Here is a 15077-nt window from a genome sequence, read left to right as displayed (position 1 = left end):
CCTCACGCCGATTTGCGGATATGCCGCCAGATGCGGTCACGCAGGCTGCCGAAGGCGTCGCCGCTCAGCATATCGTAGGTGCGTGGACGGGGCAGCGAAACCTGCAGGTGATCGACAATGCGGCCGGGCCGCGGCGACATCACGATCACCTCGTCGGCGAGATAGACCGCTTCCGTCAGGCTGTGGGTGACGAACACCACCGTCTTGCCGGTGGCCGTCCAGATTCGCAGCAGCTCGTCGCCCATGGTCATGCGGGTCTGTTCGTCGAGCGCTGCAAACGGCTCGTCCATCAACAGCACCGGCGGATCCTGCACCAGGCCCCGCGCGATCGAGACGCGCTGCTTCATGCCGCCGGACAGCTCGTGCGGATGGCGCTTGCCGAAGCCGTCGAGCCCGACGAGCTTTAGGGCATCCTGCGCCCTGGCGCGGCGATCGCTTTTCGTGACACCGCGCAGCGCCAGCGGAAATTCGACGTTCTCTTCCGCCGTCAGCCAGGGAAACAGGCTGGCTTCCTGAAAAACCACGCCGACGCGGTTCGGATCAGGCTCCGGGATCGGCGCGCCGCTGATCGTGATAGTGCCGGAGGTCTGCTGGCGCAGGCCGGCCATCATCATCAAAAGCGTGGACTTGCCGCAGCCGCTCGGACCGACCAGCACGACGAAGCGTCCCGGTTTGACGTCGAGCGAGACGTCCTCCAGCGCCACGACATCCTGTGTCGTGGTCTTGAAGATCTGCCCGACATTGCGGACCTCGATCGCGCCGGCCGGCTTCAGGGGGGTTATGTTCGCCAATGGCTGCATCGTGTTTCCACCCATCTGACCAGTTCATTGAAGGCAATTGCGATGACCGCGATCATCACCACGCCGGCCAGCAATTGCTTCATCTGAAAGTTCTCGCCCCAAGTCGCGATCTGGTGGCCGATGCCGTCGCGCGAGGCGTACATTTCGGCGAGGATGACGCCGGTGAGATTGAAGATCATCGAGATCCGCAGCGCCTCCAGCAGAACCGGAAGCATGCTCGGCAGATAGACGCGAAACGCGGTCTGAACAGGCGTCGCGCCATAGGAGCGGGCGACCGTCAGATGCTCGACCTTGACCGACTCCACCGCCGTCGTGGTCGACATGATCACGATGAAGATGGTCGAGAAGAAGCCAAAGCCGACCTTCTGTGAGAAGCCGACCCCGAACACCAGGATGAACATCGGCAGGAAGATCGATTTCGGAATGCTGAAGGCGAAGAACAGCAGCGGCTTTGCCACGTCGGCAAAGTAGCGGTTCTCCGCGATCAGGAAGCCGATCAGCGCGCCAACGGGAACGGCGAGCGCGAAGGCGGTCACCACCTCGGTTGCGGTGACCGCCAGATCCTTGCGCACGCTCGCCCGCTGCAGGAGATCACCCAGCGTGGTGAGCGTGTCGGACGCGGAGGGAAGCAGGCGCGGGTTGACGATGCCGGTCCGCGACAGAATTTCCCATATCGCAAACAGCGCCACCACAATGGCGACCCTCGCCGCCTTTACGACAATGCCTGCTCGCATCGCGCCTGCCTCAGAATTTGGTCGGAACCGGTTTGAACTGCGTCGAGATGATCTCGGCAGCGGGCCCAAGGTCCTTCATGCCACCGGCCTTGGCCATGGCGAGTGCTAGCTGGAGCTGTTCCGGAATCTTCGGCCCGTCCATGCTGCCATCGGTTTCCAGCTTCATGATCGTGTTCTCATACTCCTGCGCCGCGATCTCGGAGGGAATTTCATAGAGTTCGGTGATCAGCTTGACGGAGGCGTCCTTGTTGGCGCGCATGAACATCAGCGCGCCATAGAGTGCGTTCAGCGTCTTCTGCACCAGCTGCGGTTTGTCCTGCACGTATTTGTCGAGGGCTATCCAGCCAGCGGCGAGGTTCGGCGGCACCTCCTCGGAGAAGTCGAGGATGGTGCGCGCTTCGCCCGATTTGGAAATCTGGAAGCTCAGCGGTGAATAGACCACGGCCGCGTCGACATTGCCGGCGAGCAGGTTTGGCACCAAGCCGCCGCCACCGACGGGCACGCGGGTGAACTCGATGTTCTTGTCCTGCTGGGTCCACAACGCCAGCAGGTCGGAGCCGGAGCCGGCGGAGGTGATGGCGACTTTCTTGCCGTTCAGGTCCTTCACCCCGAGCGTCGACTTCGAAAGTGTCATCAACTGCCAGCCGTAATAGCCCGTGGCGGCGCTCGCGAGCACCTTGGAGTTCACGCCCTTCTTGCGCCCGGCCGATACCAGCGAGGTGGCGTCGAGAATGACGTCGGCGGCGCCCGCAGCCATCGCCTCAAAGGTCTCGGCGCCGCCGCGATAGATCGTGAGTTCAGCTGTGATGCCTTCCTTCTCGAACAGTTTTTGGCGCACCGCGGTTTCCGCGATCGTGGTCGGCCAGTAGGTTTTCGTCGGAAGCCCAATGCGGACGGTGTCGGCGGCTCGCGCTATGCCTGATGGGCCAAGCACGGCGACTGCGGTGAAGGTTGCCAATGTCTGGCGTCGCGTGATTTTCATTGTGACGTTTCCCTTTGCTTTTCTTGATTTGATTTATTCTTCGAACAGTCGATCAGGCCGTGTCGACACCTCTGAATGTCTCGGATGTAGCGAGCTCGACGAGACGCATGGTCGTCATGAAATGCTTCGAGAGTGCAGCGACCGCCGCATCGGCATCGCGCCCGAGCGTGGCCCGCACGATGGCGGCGTGCTCTGCTTCGACGTCGCGTGTGTGTTCGGTGTTGCGCCGGATCGCGAGCCTTCGATAACGTTCGCTCTGCTCGTGCAGGACGTCGCGAAAGCCCAGCAGCCATTGCGAGCCGCAGGCGTTCACCAGCGTACGGTGGAAGACGCGGTGCCGCACCACCCATTCCTCGTAATGATGGGTCGGATCGTCGGGATAGGTCTGGGGGACGGCGCAGAGCGCCGTAAAAGACTTCTCCACCGCTGCAAGCCATGTCGCGTCGCCGCGCTCGATCGAGCGGCGGAGCGCCAGCCCCTCGATATCGACGCGGGTCTGCGTCACGTCCCTGAGATCGGCGGGGGATACCGGGCTGACACGAAAGCCGCGCTGGTCGGACGCCTGCACCAGCCCGTCCGCGACCAGCCGCGACAGTGCCTCGCGCACCGCGGCGAGGCTGACCGAAAACTGTTTGGCGAGGCCGGCGATATGCAGCTTCTGGCCGGGTAGCAGCCGGGTTGAGAGAATGTCCGCGCGCAGCCGCTCCTGAACGGCGGACGTCAGGCTTCGCGGCCGTGCGTCGGCCGGGCTCCCACCAAAGCTCAACCCGATACTGCTCATGGCGGCGCAGATTGGCGGGGGAGTCGAATGCCGTCAATCGAAAATCGATTTTTCAGATAACCTATTGTTTTTTCTGTTTTTCGGTTCGCGGCAGGGATTAAGCCCGTGAGCGGTATTGGCCCCAGCGCCATATCTCTCGACCTCAGCTCAAAATCGTCGTGACAACTTCACTGCCTTGGCATAGATAGTTCGCGTGCGAAATAAATCCCTTCGTCAAGATGAGCCCGCGTCGCGAGCATCGGCTGGTGTTTTTGCTCAACGTCGCGCAGCGCCGGCTGCAGCGCTGGATGGCGGCGCGGACCCCGCACAGCGGCGTGACCGCCGCGCAGTCCGGCCTGCTTTTCGTTCTCGGTCAGCGCGACGGCGTACTCATGGGCGAGGCGGGTGCGGCCCTCGATCTCGGGCCGCCCGGTATCAGCGGATTGGTGGATCGGATGACGGCGGCGAACCTGATCGAGCGGCGCGCCGATCCGGATGACGGGCGCGCGTGGCGTCTCTGGCTGACGCCGGCCGGCCGCGCCGCGATGGCGCTGTCGAAAGCAAGGCTGGCCGACGTCAATGCGCGGCTCACGCAAGGATTTACCGAAGCCGAGATCGACGTCGTCGCGCGCTGGCTTGTCACCATGCAGAGCAGATTTCCCAAAGGAGAAGACGAATGACCGAGCATATCAGAATCGAGAAGAACGACGGGATTCTGAGCCTGACGATGGCTCGCCCCGACAAGAAAAACGCATTGACCAATGCGATGTACGGCGTGCTGGCGGATGCGATCGAAGTCGCGGAGACGGATCCATCCGTCCGCGTCCTGCTGATCCGCGGCGAGGGCGACATGTTCACCGCCGGCAACGACGTCGGCGAATTTGCCGCGATTGCAACCGGCGCGTTTCAGGGCGAGCGGCATGTCGGTCGCTTTCTGCAGGCGCTGGCACATTCGAGCCGCCCGCTGATCGCTGCCGTTCAGGGCCGAGCCGTCGGCATCGGCACCACAATGCTATTGCATTGCGATCTGGTCGTGCTGGCGGAGAACGCCCTACTGTCGACGCCGTTCGTCAATCTCGCGCTGGTGCCGGAAGCGGCTTCCAGCCTGTTGATGCCGCTCCGCATCGGCTATGCCCGCGCCTACGAGATGTTCGCGCTCGGGGACGCAGTCGATGCCAAATCCGCATTCGCCTGGGGACTTGCCAACCGCGTCGTGCCGCTCGACAACCTCGATGCCGAAGCAAGGGCGCTCGCGTCCCGTCTGGCGAAACAACCGGCGGGCGCCGTCAGTGCGACGAAACGCCTGATGCGCAATCCGGAACTTCTTCTCGCCCAGATCAAGGCGGAAAGCGAGAAGTTCGCGGAGCGCCTGAAGACCGTGGAAGCGCGTGAGGCTTTCGTTGCGTTTGCCGAGCGACGGCCGCCGGACTTTTTGAAATTGGCAAGCTAGGCGGCGCCGGCTGCAATCGAAGATCGTTTTCCTCGCCTGCGGCTGCGAGGCAATTGACCGCCCGTGGCGGCCCGGCTACCTCTTTGGGCCGCCTACGGGGGAAACAAATGAACAAGAACAATGAAGCTTCCGAATTCGACTACATCATCGTCGGGGCCGGATCGGCCGGATGCGTGCTCGCCAATCGATTGACGGCCGACGGTAAGCATTCCGTGTTGCTGCTGGAGGCCGGACCGAAGGATACCAATCTCTGGATCCACGTGCCGCTCGGCTACGGAAAATTATTCAAGGAAAAATCCGTCAACTGGATGTATCAGACCGAGCCGGAACCGGGATTGAACGGCAGGCAGGTGTTCCAGCCGCGCGGAAAAGTGCTCGGCGGCTCCAGTTCGATCAACGGCTTGCTCTATGTGCGGGGCCAGCACGAGGACTACGATCGCTGGCGGCAGCGTGGTAATGCCGGATGGGGCTATGACGACGTGCTGCCCTATTTCAAGAAGGCCGAGAACCAGCAGCGCGGAGCGGACAAATACCACGGCACGGGTGGGCCGCTGCCAGTCTCGGATTGGCGACACGCCGATCCGCTGTCGGAAGCCTTTGTGGTCGCCGCTGCCGAGACTGGCATTCCGACCAATCCCGATTTCAATGGCGCCACCCAGGAAGGCGCGGGCTTCTTCCAGACCACGACACGGCGCGGGCGACGCGCCAGCACGGCGTTCTCATATCTTCGTCCCGCGAGGAAGCGACCCAATCTGCACATCGAGACTTCCGCGCTGGCGCAGCGCATCCTGTTTGAAGGACGCCGCGCTAAAGCGGTCGAGTACAAGCAGGAAGGTCGCGTGCGCACGGTGCGGGCACGCAAGGAAATTCTGGTTTCCAGCGGCGCGTATAATTCGCCGCAATTGCTGCAGCTCTCCGGCGTTGGACCTGCAGACCTCTTGAAGCAGTATGGCATCGAGATCGTGCTCGACGCGCCCGGCGTCGGCAACGATCTGCAGGACCATATGCAGGTCCGGTTGATCACGCGATGCGCGCAAAAATGCACACTCAACGATGTCGTCAACAGCCCGATCCGCCGGATCTGGGCCGGCGTGACCTACGCGGCGTTGCGCAAGGGCCCGCTGACGATTGCCGCCGGCACCTCAGGCGCCTTCTTCAAGACCAGCCCGCGGCTGGCATCACCTGATATCCAGATTCACTTCCTGCCGTTCTCGACCGACAAGATGGGCGAGAAGCTGCATGCGCTTTCCGGCTTTACCGCTTCCGTCTGCCAATTGCGCCCGGAGAGCCGCGGCTCGCTGCGCATCAAAAGCGCGGATCCCTCTGTGCCGCCGGAAATCCGCATCAATTATCTCGCGACCGAAACCGATCGCCGCGCCTTCATCGACGGCATCCGGATCCTGCGCAAGATCCTCGCAGCCCCCGCACTGAAGGCTTATGCGGTGGCGGAGGTCGATCCCGGCCTGAAAGTCCAGAGCGACGACGAATTGCTCGACTTCTGCCGCCGCACCGGCAGCACGGTCTATCACCCGACCTCGACCTGCCGCATGGGCAACGATCCGCTCGCGGTCGTCGACCAGCGCTTGCGCGTGCACGGCATTGGGGGATTGCGCGTCATCGACGCGTCGATCATGCCGGATCTGATGTCGGGCAACACCAACGCGCCGACGATCATGATTGCGGAGAAGGCGTCTGACATGATTCTGGAGGATGCAAGGTAGGGAACAGTGCGAGCGGCAAACGCGGTGTCGTCATCCGCGCGGGCGGATGATCCAGTACGCCGTGAGCTCTCGATGGTAGCATAAGGCGGCGACTACTGGATGCCCCGCCTTCGCGGGGCATGACGGCCCACTTTTGTTAACCCCTATACTCTCGCACCCGCTTGAGCATCTGCTCGACATGGGCTATCGGGGTTTCCGGCTGAATGCCGTGACCAAGGTTGAAGATCAGCCGTCCCTGCGCGTAGTTCGCCAGCACGTCGTCGACCGCGCGGTCGAGTGCGGCGCCGCCTGCTATCAATGCCAGCGGGTCGAGATTGCCCTGCACGGCGACGCGGTTTTGCACGCGCTCGCGGATCATGGAAGGCTGCGCCGCCCAGTCGATGCTGACCGCGTCGACGCCCGTTGCCTCCACATAGGCCGGCAGCAGCGCGCCAGCGCCACGGGGAAAGCCGATGATCCTGGCATCAGGCACTTGCGCGCGCACGCCGGCAACGATGCGTTTTGCCGGCTCGATCGACCAGCGCTCGAATTCGCGCGGCGGCAGCACGCCGGCCCAGGTGTCGAAGATCTGCAAGCAGTCAGCGCCGGCCTTGAGCTGGCCGAGCAGATACTGGATCGAATTCTCCACCAGCACGTCAATGATTTCAGCGAACGCCTCGGGATGACGATAGGCCATCATCCGCGCAGGCGCCTGATCCGGCGTGCCCTGTCCCGCAACCATGTAGGTTGCGACCGTCCACGGCGCGCCACAGAAGCCGATCAGCGCGATCTCAGGCGCGAGCTCGCGCTTCACGCGACGTAGCGCTTCATAAACGGGTTCGAGCTTGCCGAAATCGGCATGGCGCGCGAGCGCCGGCACCTGCTCGGGGGTATCGAGCGGATCGAGCCGCGGGCCTTCGCCGGCCTCGAAGCGCACGGTGCGGCCGAGTGCGTAGGGGATGACGAGAATGTCGGAAAAGATGATCGCCGCATCGAAGTAGAAACGGCGGATCGGCTGCAGCGTTACCTCGGCGGCATATTCCGGCGTAAAGCACAGGTCGAGAAAGCTTCCCGCCCTAGCGCGCAGCTCGCGATACTCCGGCAGATAGCGGCCGGCTTGTCGCATCATCCATACGGGCGGCACCTTCTGTCTGTGGCCGGACAGCACTTCGATAATGGGTTTTGCTACTGATTTCTGAGACAAAACGTTGATTCCTGCGGGCGCCGCTGATGCGCCTCTGATACACGCAGGTTCCGTCCGGGCCAAGGACGGATACCGGGAGCGAACGTGGAACCGGCGTAAAACGGGGCCGTTATCTCATCCATGGAGGTACCTATGGCCCAGAAGTTCAATCCTGCTGCGCATGACAAGCACGCCGACGATCCCCGCGAAGCGCGCAAGGCCGACCGGGAAATCCATGAAAAGCTCGAAACCGGGCTGGTCGACACTTTTCCGGCATCAGATCCCGTGAGCGCTGCGCAACCGGCGCCATCGAAAGCCGATCACGAACATGAGAATCCATCGCTGTGGGACAAGGTTCGCGCCGTCTTCCGCTAACGCAAAAGACAACGCGAATTCGTTTCGCACCGGGAAACGGCCTTCCTCAAGGGAGGCCGTTTCTTTTTACGGTTCAATAATGCGGCGGCGGCTCGTTCGCCGGGCCGGGGAAGTTGCTTTCGGCTTCCCGCAGGCGCTCCTTCAGTTCAGCCAATTGGCGCGTCAACACGTCGATCTGGTGCCACTGTGCGGTAATCGTCTGGTTCAGCACCTCGATCGTCTCATCCTGGAACATCGCCCGTATTTCCAGTGCGTCGATGCGCTCGGTCAGTGCGGTGACGTCATTCATGGGCGCCATCGTTCCTTTGTCGCTGCCGCAGGCCGTGGCCCAGCGCCACGCGTTCGTCGAACACGAAACATTCACCGCGCCAGCGGCTCTCATGCTCCGATATGCCGTCGAGATAGCGCAGGATGCCGCCCTTGAGGTGATAGACCTCGTCAAATCCGTGCGCCAGCAGATAGGCGCTGGCCTTCTCGCATCGGATACCGCCGGTGCAGAACATCGCAATCCTCTTGTGCTTCGCCGGATCGAGTTTCTGTGCGGCGAATTCCTTGAACTGCCCAAAGCTCTTGATGCCGGGGTCGACCGCGCCTTCGAACGTCCCCATCGCCACCTCGAACGCGTTGCGGGTGTCGATGACCAGCGTGTCGGGCGCTGCGATCAATTCGTTCCAGTCTGACGGCTCGACATAGGTGCCGACCTGTTGCGTCGGATCGACCGCAGTATCGCCGAGCGTGACGATTTCCTTCTTCAGCCGGATCTTCAGCCGCCGGAACGGCATCTCGGAAGCGGTCGAAAACTTGAGTTCGAGGTTGCCGAGCCGCCCGCCGAAAAGGATGCCGTGTTGCAATTCGCCGATGAACGCGTCGATGCTCTCGTCGCTGCCCGCAACCGTGCCGTTGATGCCCTCATGCGCCAGCAGCACGCTGCCCTTCAGCCCGAGGCCGGCCGCAATCACGCGCAACGGCTCGCGCAACTCCCCGAAGTCGGGTAGCGCAGCGAATTGATAGAAGGCGGCGACCTTGAGCGGCATCGCGACCGTTTATCAGGCCGGCCGGACAGGGGAAACCCCGTAAAGCCCTGCATATTCCGCGGATAGCCAGAGCCGGCCCGTTGGCATGCCAGCCATTGCCCTGCCGGGGATGAATATGCCAAAGAACCCTCTGTAAACCCGCCCGATGCTCCCGCGGGATGCTCAAGAAACGCTGAAAAGAAAGCACTCGCGATGAGGAATTTCCATTTCGCCGGCCGCTCTACGGTCCATGCCCACAATGCGATGGTGGCGACATCGCACCCGGCGGCGGCGCTGACCGCGATCGACGTGATGCGGGCGGGTGGTACGGCGGCGGATGCTGCAGTGGCGGCTTGCGCGTTGCTCGGCGTCATCGAGCCGCAATCGACCGGCATCGGGGGCGATTGCTTTGCACTGATCCAGCCCAGAGGCGAGGGCAAGATCGTCGCCTATAACGGCTCCGGCCGCGCGCCGATGGCGGCCAAGCCCGAATGGTACCTCGAACGCAAGATCCATTCGGTACCGCTGACCTCGGCGCATGCGGTGAGCATTCCCGGCGCGATTGACGCCTGGGAGACGATCCTGCGTGACCACGGCAAGATGGGACTCGACACGCTTCTGCAACCCGCGATCAAGGCCGCGGAGCAAGGCTACGTCGTCGCGCCTCGTATTGCTTTCGACTGGAAGAACCAGTTCGAGAAGCTGAAGAACGGCACCAACACCGAGCGCTATCTGCTGCCGCATGGTAAGCCGGCAGTCGCCGGCGACGTGATTCACCAACCCGAATTGGGCAAGACCCTGCGCGCGATTGCCAAGGACGGACGCGATGCGTTCTACACCGGCGAGATCGCCGCGGATATGGTGGAGACGCTGCGCGGCATCGGTGGCCTGCACACGCTGGAAGATTTCGCCGCACATTCGACTGAGACGACGTCGCCGATTGGCACGATGTACAAAGGTCACGACATCTGGCAATGCCCGCCGAACGGCCCAGGCATCACCATGCTGGTGATGCTGAACATCCTCTCCCGCTTTGACCTGACGAAGTTCGCGCCGCTCAGCGTCGAGCGTTTCCATCTGGAAGCGGAAGCCGCGCGCATCGCCTATATGATGCGTGAAGAGCACGTCTGCGACCCCGCGCATGTTCATGTTGATGTCGCTCGAATTCTGGCGAAAGAATTTGCCGACGAGCACATCAAAAACATCAGGATGGACCGACTGCTCGATCTGCCGAACGTCGCGCCGCCGATGAATCCGTCGACCGTCTACATCACCGTGGTGGACAAGGACCGCAACGTCTGCTCGTTCATCAACTCGATCGCGCATTCGTTCGGCTCGGCGATCGTTTCCAATAAGACCGGTATCCTCCTGCAGAATCGCGCCGGCGGTTTCCGGATCCAGCCCGGCCACCCAAATTGCATCGCGCCGGGCAAGCGGCCCCTGCACACGATTATCCCGTCGCTCGCGACCAAGAACGGCCGCGCGGTGATGCCGTTCGGCGTGATGGGCGGCCAGTATCAGCCAGTGGGGCAGACGCACGTGCTGACCAACATTCTGGACTATGGCTGCGACGTGCAGGAAGCCATCGATATGCCGCGCGGCCTGCATTACGAGGGCGTCTACCAGCTCGAGGACAGCGTGCCGGCCGAGATCGTCGAGGGCCTGAAGAAGATCGGCCACAAGACCACCAGCGTGGTTGGTCCGCTCGGCGGCGGCCAGGCGATCTGGATCGACTGGGACAAGGGCACGCTGACCGGCGGTTCCGATCCCCGCAAGGACGGTTGCGCGCTGGGCTACTGAGCGTCTAGAAGCTCCGTGTCTCCAGAAAGAGGTTCAACAGATGCGCTTCTCGCGACGCACGATCTTCCGGACCGCATTTGCCGTGGTGGCAGCCGCGGTTTCCACACCCGCTGCCATCAGGATGGCATCGGCCCAGACCGCAGGAAAACCCATGACCACAGCTTCAGGCTTGCAGATCATCGACAGCAAGGTCGGCACTGGCGCCTCGCCCAAGCCCGGCCAGACGTGCGTCATGCACTACACCGGCTGGCTTTACGAGAACGGCCAGAAGGGCAAGAAATTCGATTCCTCTGTGGACCGTAATGAGCCGTTCGAGTTCAAGATCGGGCAGCGTCAGGTGATCTCCGGCTGGGACGAAGGCGTTGCATCAATGAACGTCGGCGGCAAGCGCACACTGATCATTCCGCCCGCGCTTGGCTATGGCGCGCGTGGCGCCGGCGGCGTCATTCCGCCGAATGCGACGCTGATGTTCGACGTCGAATTGCTGGCGGTGAAGTAGCCGCACACTGAGCGAGGGAGCGCATCGTGAAGGTCTCGATCCTCGACGATTATTTCGACACGCTGCGCACCCTCGATTGTTTCGGCAAGCTGGCCGCACACGACGTCACCATCTGGAATGATCATGTCCAGGATGTCGATGTGCTGGCGGAGCGTCTGCGCGACACCGAAGCGCTGGTTTTGATCCGCGAGCGGACGCAGGTCCGCACGCCGCTGCTGGAACGCTTGCCGAAACTAAAACTGATCAGCCAGCGCGGCGTCTATCCGCATATTGACATCGATACCTGCACCCGGCTCGGCATCATCGTGTCGTCGAGCCAGCACGCCGATACGCCGTCCTATGCGACCGCCGAATTCACCTGGGGCCTGATCCTGGCGGCGATGCGCGCCATTCCGCAGCAGATGGCGGCGCTCCAGGCCGGCAAATGGCAGATCGGCGTCGGCCACACGCTGCGTGGCAAGACGCTCGGCATTTATGGCTATGGGCGGATCGGCGCCGTCGTCGCCGGCTACGGCAAGGCGTTCGGCATGAACGTGCTGGTATGGGCGCGCGAACCGGCCATGGCGAAGGCCCGTGCCGATGGATACGAGACTGCTGCAACCAAGGCTGATTTCTTCGAACGATGCGACGTGCTTTCGCTGCACATGCGGCTCGTCGATGCGACGCGCGGCATCGTGAAAGCAGAAGATCTCGCGCGCATGAAGCCGTCGGCGCTTCTGGTCAATACCAGCCGCGCGCCGCTGATCGAGCCGAACGCTCTGGTCAATGCGCTGCGCGGAGGAAGACCCGGCATGGCGGCGGTGGACGTCTACGAAAAAGAGCCGCTCCGCGATATCAGCGATCCGCTCCTGAACATGGACCATGTGGTCTGCACGCCGCATCTCGGCTACGTCTCGCGCGACGAATACGAAATCCAGTTTACGGATATCTTCGATCAGATTCTGGCCTATGCCGCCGGAACGCCGACGAACGTGGTCAATCCAGATGTGATGTCCAGCCGGCGTTGAATAGGCCGGGGATGCGCCCGGCCATGACGAAAACCGGGGCGCCTATGCGCCGCCGGCTCCCTTAATCTTCTGGTTTGCGGCCCCGGTTTTCGATACCGTTCGGGGCAAACGATCCATTGAGAAGGCGCCCAATGACCGGCACGCACGACCACACTCATTCGCACCACTCGCACGATCACGACGAGCGCTGGAAGCATGACGGCGTCCGCGTCATTCCCGGCAATCAGCTCGATCCCAACGTGCCCTCGACCGCGGGCATGGACCGCAAGGCCGCGATCAATTTCGCCCGCGTCGGCGCGCAGAAATTGTGGGCGGGCACGGTGACGATCCGGCCCGACGCCAAGACCGGCGCGCATCACCACGGCCATCTCGAAAGCATCATCTATGTCGTGAAAGGCAAGGCGCGGATGCGCTGGGGCGAAAACTTGCAGTTCACCGCCGAGGCCGGTCCCGGCGATTTCATCTTCGTGCCGCCCTACGTGCCGCACCAGGAGATCAACGCCAGTCGCGACGAGGTGCTGGAATGCGTGCTGGTGCGCTCCGACGGCGAGGCGGTCGCGATCAATCTCGACATCGAGCCGGTAGAAAAGCCGGAGACCGTGCTCTGGGTGGATCCGGTGCACCGCGATCCCGCCGAGAAGAAGTGACGATTGCAACGTTACCTGGCAGCGCCGCCGCTTGAGAGGATCCCATGACGCTTGTTCGCTACGAGAGCACGGGCCATGTCGCCACGATCACGATGGATCGCAAATCCTCGCATAACGCCCTCAACAACGCCTTGTGCGACGAACTGCGGCAGGCCTGGCAGCGGCTTCACGACAGCGACGATCGCGTGGCGGTCCTCGCCTCGTCGGAGGAGGCGTATTTCTCGGTCGGCGCCGACGTGAAGGATCTCCCCGTCAACATGTGGCACGCGGTGCCCGGCTTGGGCGTTGAGCTGGACAAGCCGGTCATTGCCGCGACATCGGGATGGGTCGTTGGCGGCGCCTTCGTGCTGGTGCAGATGGCAGACATGTGCGTGGCATCGGAGACGACGCGCTTCATCTATCCCGAAGGCAAGATCGGCACTACCGCCGGCGGCGTCTCCTCGGTGATGGCGCGCATGCCGCACAAGATCGCCATGGAATTCCTGCTGGTCGGTGAGGAAATGTCGGCGGAGCGGGCCCATCAGATTGGCTTCGTCAACAAGGTCGCGCCGAAGGGGCAGCATGTCGTGCTCGCCCAGGAGATGGCCGCAAAGATTGCCGCGAACGCGCCGCTGGTTGTTCGGGCGCTGAAGAAGCTCGCCCGCGATGCGATGCCAAAGGGGCCACTGGAGACGGTCGCCGAGGTGCGCCGGCTGCTCGACGTCGTGCGCGACAGCGACGATCTCAAGGAAGGCGTCAAGGCGTTCGCCGAAAAGCGAAAGCCTGACTTCAAGGGCAGGTAGGCAGGTCGCGGAACGCATTTCGCGTATGGCCCGCCTGATCGCGCGATCGTGTTCGCGCGGCGCGGCGCGCGCCTGCTTCAGAACGGGTGTCCGCTGCTAAACTTCCCCAAAAATTGACGCGAAGAGGAAGCGATGACGAGTTCTGAAAATCCGGTGGCGCGGCGCACGGTTCTCAAAAGTCTCGGCCTGGGCGTGACGGCGACCGCTGCGATGCCGGCGCAGGCTGCGACGGCGGTGCCTTCCGAGGGCCGCCAAATCTGGAGCAACGAATACTGGACCAAAAAGGGCGACATTCCCTTGTGGATGTTTCGCAAGCGGATCAGTGCACCCAAGCCCGGTGAACCGGCGCGGCCGGTCGTGTTCTTTGTCCATGGTTCGTCGGTGACGTCGCGCGTGTTCGATCTCAACGTGCCCGGAAAAGGCGAATATTCCGCGATGAATGAGTTCGCGCGCTATGGGTTCGATTGCTGGACCATGGACCACGAGAATTACGGCAAGTCTGGCCGTACCTCTGCCAATTCCGATATCGCCAGCGGCGTCGAGGACCTAAAGGTCGCGGTGGAACTGATCGCACGCGAGACCGGACAACAGAAGTTGCACTTCGTCGGCGAGTCCTCGGGTGCGTTGCGCGCCGGCGCCTACGCCATGGTGGCGCCCGACCGGGTCGATCGCCTGGTGTTCGCAGCCTTCACCTACAAGGGCGAGGGATCTCCGACCCTGACCAAGCGGGCCGAGCAGCTTGACTATTTTCGCAGCCACAATATGCGCAAGCGCGACCGCGACATGATCCGTTCGATCGCGACCCGCGACAAGCCGGGCACTTCCGATCCAGCCGCGATCGAGGCGCTGGCGGATGTCGAGATGCAGTTCGGTGACCAGGTCCCCACCGGCACCTATCTCGACATGACCGCCAATCTGCCGGTCGTGCATCCGGACAAGGTGCTGGCGCCGGTGCTGCTGGTGCGCGGCGAATATGACGGCATCGCGACCGTCGCCGACCTTGAGGAATTCTATAACAAGCTGCCGAACGGCGACCGCCAACTCATCATCCTGCCCGGTACCGCCCATTCGGTGGCGCTGGCGATCAACCGGCAATTGTTCTGGCATGTGACGCGGGCGTTTCTCACCATGCCGACCCCGATTGCGACCTGACGCGCTCGCTCCGCCGTCATTGCGAGCGAAGCGACTTGTCCTAGCTTTAGCAAAGGCGGAAGCAATCCAAGGCCATAAAGGAAGATTGGATTGCTTCGTCGCGGAGCCTGTCATCGGGCGCGCGTCGAGCGACCCGTTGGCTCCGCGCAACGACGCCCGGTTATGCTCAGTTCCCCAAAATAATTTCAAACTG

At 62.7% G+C, this 15077-nt stretch carries 17 protein-coding genes; 10 read left to right on the top strand and 7 right to left on the bottom strand.

Annotated elements, in window-relative coordinates; translation table 11 throughout:
- Positions 1–2 precede the first annotated feature (2 nt).
- The 4 genes from HCN58_RS21395 to HCN58_RS21380 are packed head-to-tail and all read right to left on the bottom strand — an operon-like array spanning position 3 to position 3297.
- Entirely contained in the window at positions 3–800 is a 798-nt protein-coding gene (locus HCN58_RS21395) for an ABC transporter ATP-binding protein (RefSeq protein ID WP_235983780.1), read from the bottom strand.
- Entirely contained in the window at positions 779–1534 is a 756-nt protein-coding gene (locus HCN58_RS21390; protein WP_171581377.1) for an ABC transporter permease, read from the bottom strand. Before HCN58_RS21390 ends, HCN58_RS21395 begins: the two co-directional genes overlap by 22 nt.
- A 10-nt stretch (positions 1535–1544) precedes the next feature.
- The gene (locus tag HCN58_RS21385) at positions 1545–2516 is read right to left on the bottom strand and encodes an ABC transporter substrate-binding protein (protein ID WP_171581376.1); all 972 of its coding nucleotides are present in this window, start codon (positions 2514–2516) and stop codon (positions 1545–1547) included.
- Between the two features lie 52 nt (positions 2517–2568).
- The gene (locus HCN58_RS21380) at positions 2569–3297 is read right to left on the bottom strand and encodes a GntR family transcriptional regulator (RefSeq protein ID WP_171581375.1); all 729 of its coding nucleotides are present in this window, start codon (positions 3295–3297) and stop codon (positions 2569–2571) included.
- A 218-nt stretch (positions 3298–3515) separates the two neighbouring features.
- On the opposite strand from HCN58_RS21380, the gene HCN58_RS21375 reads away from it, so the two are divergent.
- The 3 genes from HCN58_RS21375 (at position 3516) to HCN58_RS21365 (ending at position 6447) form a co-directional block, all read left to right on the top strand.
- Positions 3516–3956, top strand: coding sequence for a MarR family winged helix-turn-helix transcriptional regulator (locus HCN58_RS21375; protein ID WP_171581374.1), 441 nt, complete (start codon positions 3516–3518; stop codon positions 3954–3956).
- Positions 3953–4726, top strand: coding sequence for an enoyl-CoA hydratase (locus HCN58_RS21370; RefSeq protein WP_171581373.1), 774 nt, complete (start codon positions 3953–3955; stop codon positions 4724–4726). Before HCN58_RS21375 ends, HCN58_RS21370 begins: the two co-directional genes overlap by 4 nt.
- Before the next feature lie 107 nt (positions 4727–4833).
- On the top strand, positions 4834–6447 hold the full coding sequence (locus HCN58_RS21365; protein ID WP_171581372.1) for a GMC family oxidoreductase: 1614 nt from the start codon (positions 4834–4836) through the stop codon (positions 6445–6447).
- 136 nt (positions 6448–6583) lie between these two features.
- Here HCN58_RS21365 and hemE read toward each other — a convergent pair whose 3' ends face one another.
- The gene (gene hemE / locus HCN58_RS21360) at positions 6584–7630 is read right to left on the bottom strand and encodes a uroporphyrinogen decarboxylase (RefSeq protein ID WP_171581371.1); all 1047 of its coding nucleotides are present in this window, start codon (positions 7628–7630) and stop codon (positions 6584–6586) included.
- Between the two features lie 132 nt (positions 7631–7762).
- On the opposite strand from hemE, the gene HCN58_RS21355 reads away from it, so the two are divergent.
- Positions 7763–7984 carry a hypothetical protein gene (locus tag HCN58_RS21355; RefSeq protein WP_171581370.1) on the top strand — a complete coding sequence of 74 codons (222 nt, stop codon included), beginning with the start codon at positions 7763–7765 and terminating at the stop codon, positions 7982–7984.
- Positions 7985–8057: 73 nt separating this feature from the next.
- On the opposite strand, the gene HCN58_RS21350 is transcribed toward HCN58_RS21355, so the two are convergent.
- The gene (locus HCN58_RS21350; protein WP_171581369.1) at positions 8058–8273 is read right to left on the bottom strand and encodes a SlyX family protein; all 216 of its coding nucleotides are present in this window, start codon (positions 8271–8273) and stop codon (positions 8058–8060) included.
- A complete protein-coding gene (trhO, locus tag HCN58_RS21345; RefSeq protein ID WP_171581368.1) occupies positions 8266–9018 on the bottom strand; it encodes an oxygen-dependent tRNA uridine(34) hydroxylase TrhO in 753 nt (250 codons plus the stop codon). The genes HCN58_RS21350 and trhO overlap by 8 nt, the downstream gene beginning before the upstream one ends.
- Positions 9019–9210: 192 nt before the next feature.
- Here trhO and ggt point away from each other — a divergent pair, with 192 nt between their 5' ends.
- The 6 genes from ggt to HCN58_RS21315 all read left to right on the top strand — a co-directional run bounded on the left by ggt (position 9211) and on the right by HCN58_RS21315 (position 14884).
- Positions 9211–10797: a gamma-glutamyltransferase gene (gene ggt, locus HCN58_RS21340; RefSeq protein ID WP_171581367.1), complete on the top strand. Its 1587-nt coding sequence runs from the start codon at positions 9211–9213 to the stop codon at positions 10795–10797.
- A gap of 40 nt (positions 10798–10837) precedes the next feature.
- Positions 10838–11296, top strand: a complete 459-nt coding sequence (locus HCN58_RS21335; protein ID WP_235983779.1) for an FKBP-type peptidyl-prolyl cis-trans isomerase — start codon at positions 10838–10840, stop codon at positions 11294–11296.
- A 26-nt stretch (positions 11297–11322) separates the two neighbouring features.
- A complete protein-coding gene (locus HCN58_RS21330; RefSeq protein WP_171581365.1) occupies positions 11323–12303 on the top strand; it encodes a D-2-hydroxyacid dehydrogenase family protein in 981 nt (326 codons plus the stop codon).
- Positions 12304–12434: 131 nt separating this feature from the next.
- Positions 12435–12950 (top strand): cupin domain-containing protein, encoded by a 516-nt coding sequence (locus tag HCN58_RS21325; RefSeq protein WP_171581364.1) that lies wholly within the window; start codon positions 12435–12437, stop codon positions 12948–12950.
- Between the two features lie 44 nt (positions 12951–12994).
- The gene (locus tag HCN58_RS21320) at positions 12995–13732 is read left to right on the top strand and encodes an enoyl-CoA hydratase/isomerase family protein (RefSeq protein WP_171581363.1); all 738 of its coding nucleotides are present in this window, start codon (positions 12995–12997) and stop codon (positions 13730–13732) included.
- 132 nt (positions 13733–13864) lie between these two features.
- Positions 13865–14884, top strand: a complete 1020-nt coding sequence (locus HCN58_RS21315; RefSeq protein ID WP_171581362.1) for an alpha/beta hydrolase — start codon at positions 13865–13867, stop codon at positions 14882–14884.
- Positions 14885–15077 lie beyond the last annotated feature (193 nt).

The organism is Bradyrhizobium australiense (assembly GCF_013114825.1).
Classification (GTDB): domain Bacteria; phylum Pseudomonadota; class Alphaproteobacteria; order Rhizobiales; family Xanthobacteraceae; genus Bradyrhizobium; species Bradyrhizobium australiense.
Note: the sequence above shows the minus strand (reverse complement) of the source record. Positions and strands in the feature narration are given on the sequence as shown.

Coding starts and splice junctions, on each gene's coding strand:
- ggt (WP_171581367.1), top strand. CDS start 9,211: ATGAGGAATTTCCATTTCGCCGGCCGCTCTACGGTCCATGCCCACAAT.
- HCN58_RS21350 (WP_171581369.1), bottom strand. CDS start 8,273: ATGAATGACGTCACCGCACTGACCGAGCGCATCGACGCACTGGAAATA.
- HCN58_RS21390 (WP_171581377.1), bottom strand. CDS start 1,534: ATGCGAGCAGGCATTGTCGTAAAGGCGGCGAGGGTCGCCATTGTGGTG.
- HCN58_RS21370 (WP_171581373.1), top strand. CDS start 3,953: ATGACCGAGCATATCAGAATCGAGAAGAACGACGGGATTCTGAGCCTG.
- HCN58_RS21380 (WP_171581375.1), bottom strand. CDS start 3,297: ATGAGCAGTATCGGGTTGAGCTTTGGTGGGAGCCCGGCCGACGCACGG.
- HCN58_RS21325 (WP_171581364.1), top strand. CDS start 12,435: ATGACCGGCACGCACGACCACACTCATTCGCACCACTCGCACGATCAC.
- trhO (WP_171581368.1), bottom strand. CDS start 9,018: ATGCCGCTCAAGGTCGCCGCCTTCTATCAATTCGCTGCGCTACCCGAC.
- HCN58_RS21320 (WP_171581363.1), top strand. CDS start 12,995: ATGACGCTTGTTCGCTACGAGAGCACGGGCCATGTCGCCACGATCACG.
- HCN58_RS21315 (WP_171581362.1), top strand. CDS start 13,865: ATGACGAGTTCTGAAAATCCGGTGGCGCGGCGCACGGTTCTCAAAAGT.
- HCN58_RS21365 (WP_171581372.1), top strand. CDS start 4,834: ATGAACAAGAACAATGAAGCTTCCGAATTCGACTACATCATCGTCGGG.
- HCN58_RS21355 (WP_171581370.1), top strand. CDS start 7,763: ATGGCCCAGAAGTTCAATCCTGCTGCGCATGACAAGCACGCCGACGAT.
- HCN58_RS21375 (WP_171581374.1), top strand. CDS start 3,516: ATGAGCCCGCGTCGCGAGCATCGGCTGGTGTTTTTGCTCAACGTCGCG.
- HCN58_RS21395 (WP_235983780.1), bottom strand. CDS start 800: ATGCAGCCATTGGCGAACATAACCCCCCTGAAGCCGGCCGGCGCGATC.
- HCN58_RS21335 (WP_235983779.1), top strand. CDS start 10,838: ATGCGCTTCTCGCGACGCACGATCTTCCGGACCGCATTTGCCGTGGTG.
- HCN58_RS21385 (WP_171581376.1), bottom strand. CDS start 2,516: ATGAAAATCACGCGACGCCAGACATTGGCAACCTTCACCGCAGTCGCC.